14 protein-coding genes and 3 tRNA genes are annotated in these 12,621 nt (G+C 61.6%); 8 read left to right on the top strand and 9 right to left on the bottom strand.

All coding sequences use genetic code 11. The features are described from left to right. The 3 genes from RLEG4DRAFT_RS38925 to RLEG4DRAFT_RS17495 all read right to left on the bottom strand — a co-directional run. A partial coding sequence (locus tag RLEG4DRAFT_RS38925) for a GTP-binding protein (protein WP_003578655.1) occupies positions 1 to 125 on the bottom strand: 125 nt, incomplete at its 3' end. A gap of 335 nt (positions 126 to 460) precedes the next feature. After that, a tRNA-Gly gene (locus RLEG4DRAFT_RS17500) sits at positions 461 to 534 on the bottom strand. A gap of 24 nt (positions 535 to 558) precedes the next feature. Further along, positions 559 to 643, bottom strand: a tRNA-Tyr gene (locus tag RLEG4DRAFT_RS17495). A 30-nt stretch (positions 644 to 673) separates the two neighbouring features. On the opposite strand from RLEG4DRAFT_RS17495, the gene RLEG4DRAFT_RS40895 reads away from it, so the two are divergent. The 3 genes from RLEG4DRAFT_RS40895 to RLEG4DRAFT_RS17485 are packed head-to-tail and all read left to right on the top strand — an operon-like array spanning position 674 to position 2,467. Further along, positions 674 to 850, top strand: coding sequence for a hypothetical protein (locus RLEG4DRAFT_RS40895; RefSeq protein WP_171898218.1), 177 nt, complete (start codon positions 674 to 676; stop codon positions 848 to 850). Continuing rightward, positions 847 to 1,737 carry a 23S rRNA (guanosine(2251)-2'-O)-methyltransferase RlmB gene (gene rlmB, locus RLEG4DRAFT_RS17490; RefSeq protein ID WP_003578654.1) on the top strand — a complete coding sequence of 297 codons (891 nt, stop codon included), beginning with the start codon at positions 847 to 849 and terminating at the stop codon, positions 1,735 to 1,737. The genes RLEG4DRAFT_RS40895 and rlmB overlap by 4 nt, the downstream gene beginning before the upstream one ends. Positions 1,738 to 1,774: 37 nt before the next feature. Further along, a complete protein-coding gene (locus RLEG4DRAFT_RS17485; protein WP_003578652.1) occupies positions 1,775 to 2,467 on the top strand; it encodes an AprI/Inh family metalloprotease inhibitor in 693 nt (230 codons plus the stop codon). A gap of 7 nt (positions 2,468 to 2,474) precedes the next feature. Here RLEG4DRAFT_RS17485 and RLEG4DRAFT_RS17480 read toward each other — a convergent pair whose 3' ends face one another. Next, complete coding sequence (locus RLEG4DRAFT_RS17480) at positions 2,475 to 3,209, bottom strand: hypothetical protein (protein WP_003578650.1); 735 nt, start codon at positions 3,207 to 3,209, stop codon at positions 2,475 to 2,477. Between the two features lie 205 nt (positions 3,210 to 3,414). On the opposite strand from RLEG4DRAFT_RS17480, the gene RLEG4DRAFT_RS40890 reads away from it, so the two are divergent. After that, positions 3,415 to 3,573 (top strand): hypothetical protein, encoded by a 159-nt coding sequence (locus RLEG4DRAFT_RS40890; RefSeq protein WP_003578649.1) that lies wholly within the window; start codon positions 3,415 to 3,417, stop codon positions 3,571 to 3,573. Between the two features lie 61 nt (positions 3,574 to 3,634). Continuing rightward, on the top strand, positions 3,635 to 3,772 hold the full coding sequence (locus RLEG4DRAFT_RS40885; protein WP_003578648.1) for a hypothetical protein: 138 nt from the start codon (positions 3,635 to 3,637) through the stop codon (positions 3,770 to 3,772). Between the two features lie 31 nt (positions 3,773 to 3,803). Here the strand turns inward: RLEG4DRAFT_RS40885 and RLEG4DRAFT_RS17475 are convergent, their stop codons facing one another. Both RLEG4DRAFT_RS17475 and RLEG4DRAFT_RS17470 read right to left on the bottom strand, forming a co-directional pair. Continuing rightward, a complete protein-coding gene (locus RLEG4DRAFT_RS17475) occupies positions 3,804 to 4,217 on the bottom strand; it encodes a hypothetical protein (RefSeq protein WP_171898269.1) in 414 nt (137 codons plus the stop codon). Between the two features lie 232 nt (positions 4,218 to 4,449). Further along, positions 4,450 to 4,525 (bottom strand) — tRNA-Thr (locus RLEG4DRAFT_RS17470). A gap of 157 nt (positions 4,526 to 4,682) precedes the next feature. Between RLEG4DRAFT_RS17470 and RLEG4DRAFT_RS17465 the strand changes: the two genes are divergently transcribed. From RLEG4DRAFT_RS17465 to RLEG4DRAFT_RS17455, 3 genes are read left to right on the top strand one after another with little or no spacing between them, the layout of a single operon-like run. Beyond that, positions 4,683 to 5,456, top strand: coding sequence for an NAD kinase (locus tag RLEG4DRAFT_RS17465; protein WP_003573842.1), 774 nt, complete (start codon positions 4,683 to 4,685; stop codon positions 5,454 to 5,456). A 4-nt stretch (positions 5,457 to 5,460) separates the two neighbouring features. Beyond that, the gene (locus tag RLEG4DRAFT_RS17460; protein WP_003578646.1) at positions 5,461 to 5,970 is read left to right on the top strand and encodes a hypothetical protein; all 510 of its coding nucleotides are present in this window, start codon (positions 5,461 to 5,463) and stop codon (positions 5,968 to 5,970) included. Positions 5,971 to 6,004: 34 nt separating this feature from the next. After that, positions 6,005 to 7,024, top strand: coding sequence for an alpha/beta hydrolase family protein (locus RLEG4DRAFT_RS17455; RefSeq protein WP_003578644.1), 1,020 nt, complete (start codon positions 6,005 to 6,007; stop codon positions 7,022 to 7,024). A gap of 54 nt (positions 7,025 to 7,078) precedes the next feature. Here the strand turns inward: RLEG4DRAFT_RS17455 and prfB are convergent. The 3 genes from prfB to RLEG4DRAFT_RS17440 all read right to left on the bottom strand — a co-directional run bounded on the left by prfB (position 7,079) and on the right by RLEG4DRAFT_RS17440 (position 12,446). Next, positions 7,079 to 8,210 (bottom strand): peptide chain release factor 2 gene (gene prfB, locus RLEG4DRAFT_RS17450; RefSeq protein WP_003578642.1). Its coding sequence is split into 2 segments (ribosomal slippage): positions 7,079 to 8,140 and positions 8,142 to 8,210, totalling 1,131 coding nucleotides; the frame shifts between segments, so codons are not numbered across the junction. A 155-nt stretch (positions 8,211 to 8,365) separates the two neighbouring features. Then, positions 8,366 to 10,825: a penicillin-binding protein 1A gene (locus tag RLEG4DRAFT_RS17445; RefSeq protein ID WP_037093817.1), complete on the bottom strand. Its 2,460-nt coding sequence runs from the start codon at positions 10,823 to 10,825 to the stop codon at positions 8,366 to 8,368. 364 nt (positions 10,826 to 11,189) lie between these two features. After that, positions 11,190 to 12,446: an N-acetylmuramoyl-L-alanine amidase gene (locus RLEG4DRAFT_RS17440; protein WP_003578637.1), complete on the bottom strand. Its 1,257-nt coding sequence runs from the start codon at positions 12,444 to 12,446 to the stop codon at positions 11,190 to 11,192. Between the last annotated feature and the right edge of the window lie 175 nt (positions 12,447 to 12,621).

Here is a 12,621-nt window from a genome sequence, read left to right as displayed (position 1 = left end):
TACGCCTTGAACTCACCGAAGTACTTCGTGATCGCTGCCGTCAGAGACGTCTTGCCGTGGTCAACGTGGCCGATCGTGCCGATGTTGACGTGCGGCTTGTTGCGCTCAAACTTACTCTTTGCCATTTGAATGCTTCCTGTGAACGAAATGGTGGGCCCCGGCGAACCGGTTTAGTGCCGCCGTTTAAGGCTTTCGGCGAAATTGCGCAAGACTTAATTGCAGACGCCATTCTTGGTGTGACAGCGCATATGGGGGACAATTCGCCGGCTGCAAGGCGATTCGCCGGCATGCAGGGGAAAATCACTGAAATCCTTGAAGAAAATCGCGTGGACTGCGGGAGATGAGGCACGGGGCGCCGAGGGCTGGAGCGCTCTCGTCTGTCAGTCGAGAGCCGCTTGCGAAACATCTGCGGGCGGAATTATCGCGGCAGTGTCGGGCGCATGAACGGGCTTCGGAGAACTGGAGCGGGTAGCGGGAATCGAACCCGCGTATTCAGCTTGGAAGGCTGCTGCTCTACCATTGAGCTATACCCGCGGGGTGGTCCGATCCGATGACGAATGGTGGAGAGAGTTGGATTTGAACCAACGTAGGCTGAGCCAACGGATTTACAGTCCGTCCCCTTTAACCACTCGGGCATCTCTCCAGTTTTTCGTCCGGATCTAGAAGACCAAGTTTGTCAGACTTCGAAGCGTTGCCGCCCGTCGTCTGCGCCGCGTATATGACCGGAGCATTTCCGTCTGTCAACACGATGACAACGGAAAAAACACGAAAAATTTCATTCTCCGCCGAAAGCCGGCATATGAAAGAAAGCCTATGCGGCGGCGAGCGCCATGGCTATAAAGCCGCATGAGCAAAGACAAAAAACCCGGCGGCAAGGCCGCGACAGACCCATCGGCCAAGGATACGCATTACGCCACGCTGCGGCGCGCGCACCGCGACGCCAAGCGCGAACGCGGCGAGATTCCGACCCCTCAGCCGCAGAAACGCAGGCGCGGGTCTGAGGACTGGAAGCCGCCGGCGCTGGCGCCCGACCAGGTGCATCTGTACGGCCTGCATACGGTGCGCGCCGCCCTCGACAATCCCGAGCGCAAGAAGATCAAGCTCTTTGCGACGCAGAACGCGCTGGCGCGGCTCGAAGTCGACGTCGAAACGCTCGGCATTCCCTTCGAGATGGTTTCGCCGCAGGATATCGACAAGGTGCTCGGCCCCGAGGCGATCCATCAGGGCGTCATGCTGGAAACACGGCCGCTGCCGGTCCGCCGGCTCGAAGCACTGAAGGACAGCCCTCTCCTGCTCGTCCTCGACCAGGTCACCGATCCCCACAATGTCGGCGCGATCATGCGTTCGGCCGTCGCCTTCAATGCCGGCGCCGTTATCACCACCCAGAGACATAGCCCGACCGAGTCGGGTGTGCTCGCCAAGTCCGCCTCCGGCGCGCTGGAACTGATACCTTATATACAGGTGACCAATCTCGCCGATGCGCTCGGTGAACTGCACAAGCTCGGCTTCTCCACCATCGGCCTCGACTCGGAAGGGCCGGCGGCGCTCGAGGGCACGTTTTCGGGCGAGAAAGTCGCGCTGGTGCTCGGCTCCGAGGGCAAGGGGCTTCGCCAGAAGACACGGGAAACCGTCAACGCCCTTGCCCGTCTCGATATGCCCGGCGCGATCAAATCGCTGAACGTCTCGAATGCGGCAGCAATCGCGCTTTATGCCGCGCGGCTTTACCTGAAGGCATAGGCTGGTCCGCAGACGGGCCGAGACAAAGGAGACTGTCATGATCCGTTTGGTCTTTCGGCTCGCGGCTTCCGCAGCCGCCCTCCTCCACTGCTGTCTGGCATATGGACAGGATATCGATCCCGATATTCTCAAAGCGCAGGCAGGAACCTATCTCGTCGTGCCCGAAGACGGGAGCGTGGGATGCCGGATGACGCTCGAAACCGACATGGCGATCGGCGGCTATTCGGTTTCCGGCCAGGACGCCTGCGCCAAGCCGTTGCCGGCACTCGCGGCAGCCGCCGCCTGGAATCTCGACGGCAATGGCGGCCTCATCCTGATCGATCCCATGCGCAAGGTGCTCGCCCGTTTCGTCGAAAACGAGGGCTCTCCCCTGAAGACGGAAGACGGCAAGCCGCTCCTGTTGACCGCGGCCCCCGACGGCGTCGATCACCTGCCGACCTTCAATAGCCTTGCCGGGAGGTGGACAATGCAGCGGCCGGACGGAGAAAGGCTTTGCGGCGTCACGCTCGACAGCAATGTCGGGACGGACGGCAATGCGGCATTGTCACCTTCCGGTGACTGTGCTGCCAATGTCGCCAAGCTGAAGCTTGCGGTCTGGCATATAGAGGGTTTCGCCCTCACGCTGATGGGCGGTGACGGTTCGTCGCTCGGATTCGACATGCGCACCGACGGCAATTTCGACAAATCGAAACAGGAAGGCGGCAAGCCGCTTTCGCTCGTACGGCGCTGATCCTCGGTCAGTCGGGCGTCCTGCAAGTGGTCGGGCCGTCCATCGGCCGGCGCGTCGTATCGCCGGCCGCATAGGCAAGCTCGATGGGATAGACGATGACGCTCGTCAATTTCTCGATTTCGCTGGCGTGATCGGGACTGCGTTTGACTTCCGCCTTGTAGGCGGCGGCGCAATCCGGCAGTTGCGACAGACCGGTAGCGGCGGCGATCGTCTTCGCACAGGCAGTGCCCTCCAGGTAGAGCGAGCAGGATGCGGTGTAGACGCGGCGGAAATCGACGGTCAGCTCGCCCTTGCCGCTCCTGATCGAGGCAAAATCATCGCCATCGAGGGAATCGTCGAGCAGCCGCTCGCCGGTCGCCGCATCGTAGATGACGAAGGGCAGCCCGCCGTTCCACCCGTCCGCCGCCCGGAAGAAGACGAAACCGCCGCTGACACCCATGACATAACCGGCCGTATCGTCCGCGATGACGCGCTCGCCCTCGCTTGTGCGCTCACACCGCGCATCGGCGGCAAGCAGCGCCAGCTTTTCAGCGCCGACCTCACCGAGATCGACCTCCTTGACCATGAAGGCGGGATAGCGGCTGCAGGTGATCATCGGCCTTGCATCGGGGTTGAGCTCATCCTTCGGCAGCGCGACGACATCCACTTTTTTCGGCTTGTCGAAAGCTGCTGCGTTTTCAGAGGCTCCGGCGAAGGAGACGCATGCCGCGACAATGACCGATGCTGTAACCGTCCGTTTCATGACGCCATCCCCAACTGTTTCAGGCATCCCTGACACAGTTCAACCCGGTGCGACAGATGGAAAACGGGTACCGGCGATAGCCACGCAAGGTTCGGCCGATGCCGGAGAAATTCGATTTTGCCTTGGAAAGACCTCCTGGAGCACTATGATCGGGCGATGACCGATCGCAACGACCGGTCGGAAGCAAGAAGGAACGATCCCCATCATGGCTATTCGACCGCTGATTTTCGGTATCCTCTTCATCGCGGTCTTCGTCGGAATCATTCTGAGCATCATCTGGGTGGACACCTCGCATCCGATCCACCAGCCCGATCCCCTGTCGCCGACGGCGCCCGGCCCCGCGACGCCGGGAACGGTGCAATAGGCTGATAGGAACGCCGACGGCAATCGCGCGTTAATCCCCACCGAATGAGGATTGAACGCCTATGCGCATAATGATTGCCGTCGTCGCCTTCATGATCGTTTCCGTGCTCAGCATCGCCATCCTATCGCCCTCCGGCGCCGGCCAGACCGGCAATGGCAGCAGGATCGAGGCGAGCGTCAACGAACCCGTCGCGCATTGAAAACGGCCCGGACGATCCGGGCCGTTTATCGTCAGCTGCGGTAGAGCCAGAAAGGCATATCGCGATCGCGATGGCGCCACTCGCGGCGTTCATGCCAACGCTCGGCACGCCACCGGCGCCAACGACGGTCATCGTCGCGCCAGTCGGACCGGCGCCAATCGCGCTCGTCGCGCCAGCCACCGTCGTCACGCCAGCCACGGTCGTCACGGTAGTCCCGGTCGCGATCATGTCGCCAGCCATCACGGATTTGAACGATATCGCCCTGCGCCGACACCGCCGGCCGGTCGACGGGCATGGCCGCCGCCGGGGCGACGGACGAAAAAGCCGCACCGACGGACATGGTTGCGGCGATAAAGAGATGTGCGAGCCTCATGGCAGTTTCCTCATTGATGATGAGGCGAAGATAGGAGCGCACGGCTGAATTGGCGCTGAAGCAGCCCTTCAGACAAGGTTCATCAAACGATACATGATGGCGGAAAAGGTCTGCTGCTGCGATTGAGCGCAACAGAGTCGAACCCAGACTATGGGTTAGCAGACGGTATCGTAGGGAAAGATGGCGCAGCTAACGGGAGCATTCTTGAACCAGTCCGCCTTCGTTCCTGACAGAACTACGGCGCGACAGCCCCCGCTTAGCTGCTCTCTTCGGCTCGCCGAGCCGAAGCTCACAGAGCGTAGGCTGGTGCCCCCGCCAGGGTTCGAACCCGGGACCCCCTGATTACAAATCAGGTGCTCTACCAACTGAGCTACAAGGGCAACAGGTGCCCAACTAGCAGATTCTATGATTCTGTAAAGGAAAATTCGCGTCTGTGCGGACAGGTCAGCTGCCGCTCAAAACACGTGGCTAGAGAAAACGTCCTTGTCGCACCAGCCCTTTATCCGTTAGCTAGAGCAGCTTCACAAAGGGCATTGCATGGGCCGTTCATTTCAGACTCTTTCCTTTATCGCCTCACCGACGACGGAGGCGCTCGCCGCGCGCGAGGAGTTGATTCGCATCTATGGCGATGTGCCGGCCGACGATGCCGATGTCATCGTTGCGCTCGGCGGCGATGGTTTCATGCTGCAGACGCTGCACAACACCATGAACTCCGGCAAGCTGGTCTACGGCATGAACCGCGGCTCGGTCGGCTTTCTGATGAACGACTATCGCAGCGAACAGCTTCAGGAGCGCATCTGCCTCGCCGTTGAAAACGTCTTCCGGCCATTGCAGATGACGACGGCCAATGCCGACGGCACCAATTCGACGGCGCTCGCCATCAACGAGGTCTATCTTTTCCGCCAGTCCTATCAGGCTGCGAACCTGAAAGTGACGGTCGACGGGCGCGTGCGCCTGGAGGAGCTGATCTGCGACGGGCTGATGGTGGCGACGCCTGCCGGGTCGACGGCCTACAATCTTTCCGCCCATGGCCCGATCCTGCCGCTCGAGGCGCCACTGCTCGCCATGACGCCGGTCAGCGCTTTCCGACCACGGCGCTGGCGGGGCGCATTGCTGCCGAACAAGGTGACCGTCGATATCGACGTTCTTGAACCGGTGAAGCGGCCGGTGAACGCGGTGGCCGACAATACCGAGGTCAAATCGGTGCTGCATGTCCGCATTGCCCAGTCGGAGCATATGACGGCACGCATCCTTTCCGATCCCGACCGCTCCTGGTCCGACCGTATCCTCGCCGAGCAGTTCAAGGATTGAGACGATGGCAATGCGACGGATTTTGATGACCACCGTTTTTCTCATCGGCTGGTCGGCCGCAGCCGTGCCGGCGCAGGATGCCATCCTGCCGGCCTCGGTGATTTTCGCGACCAGCACCGGCTACTGGGAGGATGACGGCAACGCACCTGATGTCGAGCGGGCGCCGACGGGCGCAGAGAAGGTCGTCGACCCCGCGGGAAAGGCGACGCAGCGCCACGGCTACTACAAACTCTTTGCCGTCCGCCAGGCGGACAGGACCTCGAAGGTCTATCTGCAGCAGATTGCCCAGACCGAGACCGGCCCGGCGATCGCTTCTACCGTCGAGCTGCAGGAGATCAGCGACCTGAAACCTTATATTACCGACATACGCCCGGAAAATTCGAACGGCATCATCAAGGAACCGGGGCTGTTCGCGACGATCTATCTGAAGACCGATCCCAATGCCGAGCCGGATGGTTGGACCGTGCTGATCGACGAATTTGGCGACATTACCGTCCAGAAAGCGACGAATTGAACCGCAAGGAAGCGTTCGGGAGGGAGGAGAAGAGATGAAACTCGGCTTCCGCGATGGCGTCCTTTACGACAAGAACAGGTCGAACTGGGACGCAAACGGTCCCAGACCCATCAGCTGGTCGCTGTGGTATCCCGCTGCCGATGAGGCGCGTGAATGCGATACAACGGAAAGAAGCTGGTTCAAGAAGGCGGTCGTCGCCCGCGACGCACCTATGCGGCCGGATGTCCGGCCCTATCCCCTCGTCCTGTTGTCGCATGGAACCGGCGGATCCGCGGCCGGACTGGAGTGGCTGGCCCGACGGCTCGCCGATCGCGGATTTGCAGCGCTCGGCGTCAACCATCACGGCAATACCGGCAACGAGCCCTATCGCGCCGAAGGCTTCGCCTGCCTTTGGGAGCGGGCGCCGGATCTGAGCTTCATGCTCGACCACAGCGATGACTGGCTCGCCGATCTTTCCTGTCATATCGATACGACCCGCGTGTTCGCGGCCGGATTTTCGGCCGGCGCCTATAGCGTGATGCTGCTTCTTGGCGCTGTCGCCCGGTTCTCGCAATTCGAACCATCAAGGATGAAGCCGGGTGGCGCGCGCGGACCAAGGGAATTTCCCGATCTTGCCGATCATATCCCGACCTTGCTTCGCACCAGCGATGTGTTTCGCGATTCATGGTCGCGAATGTCGAAATCCTACCGGGACGACAGAATCAAGGCCGCACTCCTGTGCGCGCCGGGCCGGTCCGTTCTCGGTTTCAGCGAGGAAAGCTTGCAAGCCGTCAACGCGTCCACCCTGATTCTCGTTGGCGATGCCGACAGGGCAGCACCGGCCGAGGAATGTTCGGCATGGCTGCATGCGCGGCTGCCGCACAGCAATCTTAAAATCTTCGGCGGCGGGCTTGGGCATTACGTCTTCGTGCCGGAGGGCACCGCACTCGGCCTGGCTTTTGCGGCGGAGCTCTTTACCGATCCCCCGGGCATCGAGCGCGCAGCCATTCATGACGAGATTGCCGGTCTGTCGGCAGCACTGTTCCAGGACAGCGCCGTCGAAGCGATCGCCTGAGCATAAAAAAGCCCCGTCTCCGGGGCTTTCTCGTCTCAATGCTGCTTTTGTCTATCAGTCCACGTCGTCGACGACTGCGTCGGCGGCGCCGCTGATGCGGTGGGCAAGGGCCGCTTCCATGAACTCGTTGAGTTCGCCGTCGAGCACATCGTCCGGCGCGGTGCTGGCGACGCCGGTGCGCAGGTCCTTGACCAGCTGGTAGGGCTGCAGCACGTAGGAGCGGATCTGGTGGCCCCAGCCGATATCCGTCTTGGAGGCGGCTTCGGCGCTGGCGGCGTCCTCGCGCTTCTTCAATTCGGCTTCGTACATGCGGGCGCGCAGCATGTCCCAGGCCTTGGCCCGGTTCTTGTGCTGCGAACGCTCCTGCTGGCACTGCACGACGATGCCGGTCGGAATATGGGTGATGCGCACGGCCGAGTCGGTGGTGTTGACGTGCTGGCCGCCGGCGCCCGATGAACGATAGGTGTCGATGCGGCAATCACCTTCGTTGATCTCGATCTGGATCGAGTCGTCGACGACGGGATAGACCCAGATCGACGAGAAGGAGGTATGGCGACGCGCATTGCTGTCGTAAGGCGAGATGCGCACCAGCCGGTGCACGCCCGATTCCGTCTTCAGCCAGCCATAGGCATTGTGCCCCTTGACGAGCAGGGTCGCGGATTTGATGCCCGCCTCTTCGCCATCATGGACTTCGAGAAGCTCGACCTTGAAACGCTGGCGTTCGGCCCAACGGGTATACATGCGCAGCAGCATGTTCGCCCAGTCCTGGCTTTCGGTGCCGCCGGCGCCGGAATGGACTTCGAGATAGGTGTCGTTGCCGTCGGCCTCGCCGGAGAGCATCGCTTCCACCTGGCGGCGCGCAGCTTCGGCCTTCAAGGCCTTCAGCGTATCCTCGGCTTCCTTGACGACACCTTCGTCGCCTTCTTCCTCGCCGAGTTCGATCAGCTCGATATTGTCGTTCAGCTGCTGTTCCAGCTGCTTGACACCGCTGATGCCGTCATCGAGCTGCTGGCGCTCGCGCATCAGCTTCTGCGCTTCGGTAGCGTCGTTCCAGAGGTTCGGATCCTCTGCCTTGTTGTTCAACCAGTCCAGTCGTCTTATCGCCTGGTCCCAGTCAAAGATGCCTCCTCAGCAGGGTGATAGCCTGCTTGGTTTCATCGACCACGTTTTCGATTTCGGCTCGCATTTTCCTGCTTCTCTGTCTCGGTCTTCAAGTGCTGGTGGACGTCTTTGTTGACGCAATTCCGGACGCAAAACCGCTGCGCACTTTTGCTGGAATTGCTCTAGAGACGCCCGCCGCGGATGTAAAGGCCGCGCGGGCGTTCAAAAATCAGGCGGCGGTCAGAAGAGGCCGGGCGTGCCGGTCTGGACGGCCTGGTTTGCCTGCGGCGAAGTCTTCAGGATCTCTTCCGGCGCCATGGTGCTGTCCATGCCGATGACGGAGAAGCTGTCGGCCGGGCCGGTGCCGGGCTTGAAGGCCTCGATGATGGTGTTCGGATCGCCATCGGCGGCGGCCATGCCGGTCTTGCGGTCGATCGAGATCAGGTTCATGCCCGGCGGGATGACGAATTTCGATTCTGGCGCATCCTTGACGGCAGCCTGCATGAATTCGTTGAAGATCGGGGCGGAGAGACCGCCACCGGTGCCGCCGCGGCCGAGCGGGGCCGGCGTATCGAAGCCCATATAAAGGCCGGCGACCAGATCCGGGGTGAAACCGACGAACCAGGCGTCCTTCTCGTCGTTGGTGGTGCCGGTCTTGCCGGCCACGTCGCGGCCGCCGAGATCGATCTTGCCGGCGGCCGTGCCGCGCTGGATGACGCCCTGCATCATCGAGGTGATCTGATAGGCGGTCATCGGGTCGAGAACGGTTTCGCGGTTGTCGACGACATTGGGCTCTTCCTGGTTCTGCCAGTCGCCGGCATTGCAGCCCTCGCAGAGGCGCTCCTCATGCTTGAAGATCGTCTTGCCGTAGCGGTCCTGAATGCGGTCGATCAAGGTCGGCTTGATCTGCTTGCCACCGTTGGCGATGACCGAATAGGCCGAGACCATGCGCAGCACCGTGGTGTCGCCGGCGCCGAGCGACATGGAGAGAACCGGCAGCATGTGATCATAGACGCCGAAGCGCTCGGCATATTCGGCGACGATGTTCATGCCGAGATCGTTGGCGAGGCGCACCGTCATCAGGTTGCGCGAATGCTCGATGCCCGAGCGCAGCGTCGACGGGCCGCCGACTTCGCCGCCGTAATTTTCCGGCCTCCAGACCTGGCCGCCCGAGACGATCTCGATCGGCGCATCCATGATGACGGAAGCCGGTGTATATCCATTGTCCATCGCGGCAGCGTAGACGAAGGGTTTGAACGAGGAGCCCGGCTGGCGCATCGCCTGCGTGGCGCGGTTGAATTCGGACTGCGAATAGGAGAAGCCGCCGACCATGGCGAGCACGCGGCCGGTCTTCGGATCCATGGCGACCAGGCCGCCCTGCACCTTCGGCGGCTGCTGCAGGCGATAGGAGGTCGACGCATCGTCGCCGAGCTTTGCGACATAGACAACGTCACCGGGAGCGACCGCGCCGACAGGCGATTTCGTCGACTTGCGGGCGCCGTCGGCCGAACGGAAGGCCCATTGCATGTTCTTGGCTTCGATCGTGCCGCGTTGACGGTCGGCTGAAACCTTGCCGCTGCCATCCTTGGCCGGCTGCAGGCCGATGTCGACGTTGCTGTCGGAGACGGCAAGCACGACGGCAAGCCGCCATTCCGGCACGTCGGAGAGCGCGGGAATATCAGCAAGCGCCTTGCCCCAGTCGCCGCTTGCATCGATCTGCTTGATCGGGCCGTGGAAACCGCGGCGCTCGTCATAGGACACCAGACCGTCCTGCAGCGCCTTGCGGGCAGCGAGCTGCATCTGCGGATCGAGCGAGGTGCGCACCGAAAGGCCGCCCTCATAGAGGACCTTCTCACCATATTGGTCGATCAGCTGGCGACGCACGGCTTCGGCGAAATAGTCCGAAGCAAAAAGCGAGGGGCCGGTCGTACGGGCCGTGACGCCGAGCGGCTGCTTCTTGGCGTCCTCGCCGTCGCTCTGGCTGACATATCCGTTCTCGACCATGCGGTCGATCACCCAGTTGCGGCGCTCGAGCGCTGCCTCCGGATGGCGGAAAGGATGATAATTGGCCGGGCCTTTCGGCAAGGATGCCAGGTAGGCGGCTTCGGCGACGGTCAGCTCGGTGACGGATTTGTTGAAATAGGTGAGCGCGGCACCGGCGATGCCGTAGGAATTCAGGCCGAAGAAAATCTCGTTCAGGTAGAGCTCAAGGATCTTGTCCTTGCTGTAGGCCTGCTCGATACGGAAGGACAGGATCGCTTCCTTGATCTTGCGGTCGATCGTCTGGTCCGAGCTTAAAAGGAAGTTCTTGGCGACCTGCTGGGTGATTGTGGACGCGCCGACGGGGCGGCGGCCGGAACCGAAATTCTGCAGGTTGACGAGGATGGCGCGGCCGAGACCGGTGAGATCGACGCCCGGATGATTGTAGAAATTTTTGTCCTCAGCCGACAGGAATGCCGCCTTGACGCGGTCGGGGATGGCCTGGATCGGCAGGAAGAGACGCTTTTCCTTGGCGTATTCGGCCATCAGAGCGCCGTTGCCGGCATGGACACGGGTGGTCACCGGCGGCGCATAGCTGTTCAGAACGGCATAGTCCGGGAGATCCTTCGCGACGTTGGCGAGATAGATGGCAACACCCGCCGCCGCGACCAGAAACAGGACGCAGGCCATTCCGAAGAAATATCCAAAAAGTCTAACCATATTTTCAGCTACCGGTCTCTTCGATCTTCAATCGGCTCAGAACGCAGCGATTGCACCGATCAAGGCAATTTGCACGTTGCGCGGCTTACTCCATGAGCGCTACCGCCACAAGCCGATTCCGCGCTCAAGGCTTACGAAACATAAGCCGGAGTAACGGCGCGATTGTGAGGAAAATAGGGCTCGGCCCGCCGCATTCACCGCTGCGGGCGCGTTTCATCAGGACTGTCACATCCAAGCAACGCCCGCCCCCGCCGCCAATCCGAGACATGCTGCTCAGAATTTGAGTCATGTAACGCAGATTAAGTCTTTGTTTTCATGGACCCCGCCGACCCGAAACCCCTATGGATTTATGGGGCCGCCGGCCTTAGCCGCCATTGGCGATGACGGCGGCGCGGTAGCGCTTCACTGCGTCGGTCAAAAGACCGACGATCTTGCCGCGCCAGGTCTCGTCAAGCAGCAATTTCTCATCCTCGGCATTCGAGAGGAACCCGAGCTCGAGAAGGATCGACGGCACGTCAGGGGCCTGCAGCACGCGGAAACCGGCATGGCGGTGCGGATTGTTGATGGTGCCGACCTGGTCCTTGAACGAATTCAGCACACTCTCGGCCAGCGAGATCGAGAAGGCCTGGGTCTCGCGCCGGGTCAGATCGAGCAGGATATCGGCGACCTCGGGCGGCTCGGCGACCGTCTCCTTGCCGGCAATCTGGTCGGAAAGATTTTCACGTTCCGCCAGGTCGGCGGCGAGCTTGTCGGATGCCTTGTCGGAGATCGTGTAGACGGTGGCGCCGCGGATATCCTTCTGCTTCAGCGTGTCGGCATGCAGCGAAATGAACAGCCCGGCATGGTTCTGGCGGGCGATCAGCACACGCTGCGACAGCGACAGGAACTCGTCGTCTTCGCGCGTCAGGAAAGCCTTGATGCCCGGCTCCTTGTTCAGCCGCTCGGTCAGGGCCTTGGCGAAGGCAAGCGTGACCTGCTTTTCCTCGGTCTTGGTGTCGACGCCGATCGCGCCGGTATCGATACCGCCATGGCCGGCGTCGACGGCGATGACGAAATCGCCGGGAGCGGTTTTCTCAGGGGCCGGAATGGCGCTCGTCGTTTGGGCCGCCTCACTCTGGTCGCTCCAGGACTGCGTCTTGACCAGTTCGGCGAAGGCCTGCTTATCGATCATCTCGGCGTCGAGCACGAGACGATGCCCCTTGCCGGCCTCGTCGGCCTGCACCTTGGCGAGCGCCAGCTTGACCGGCCCTGCGGTCGTCAGGACGATACGGGCGCTTTCCTCGTCCATCTTGCCGTAGCGGATATCCTTGAACAGGCCGCGGGCGGCGAGATCCTTGGCCGGAAAACCGAAGGCGGTCGCCGGCAGGTCGATGACGATGCGTTCCGGATTGGCGATATAGTGGACGGAGAAGCGCGGTTCGCGATCGAAGTCGATGACGATGCGGCTCCTTGCATCATCGCCGACGATGCGCGCGCCATAGGCAAGCAGCGGATCCCTGGCCTCGACGGAACCGGCAACGGCCGGCAGCAGACTGACGGCCAGAAGCGCCGTCAGAATCCGCTTTGCGAATGTCGATCGCCGCACTGCGGAGTTCGCCGCGATCCGAGCCCTCTTAAACAATAAACCGCCACACCCTATCTGTACCGCGATGGAGTCGACCGAGCCGCGTCGAACGTCGCCTGGACGAAACACCCTTTGCGGCCTGCCGAATCGCAATCGCTTTATCCCCAGCTTCTATGCGTTACGAAATCCATCAATATTATGGCACATTTGGCTTTTCCCTTGCTATTGTGAC

This window comes from Rhizobium leguminosarum bv. trifolii WSM2297, assembly GCF_000271845.1.
The sequence above is the reverse complement of the archived record's forward strand: the minus strand, read 5'-3'. Positions and strand labels throughout refer to the sequence as shown.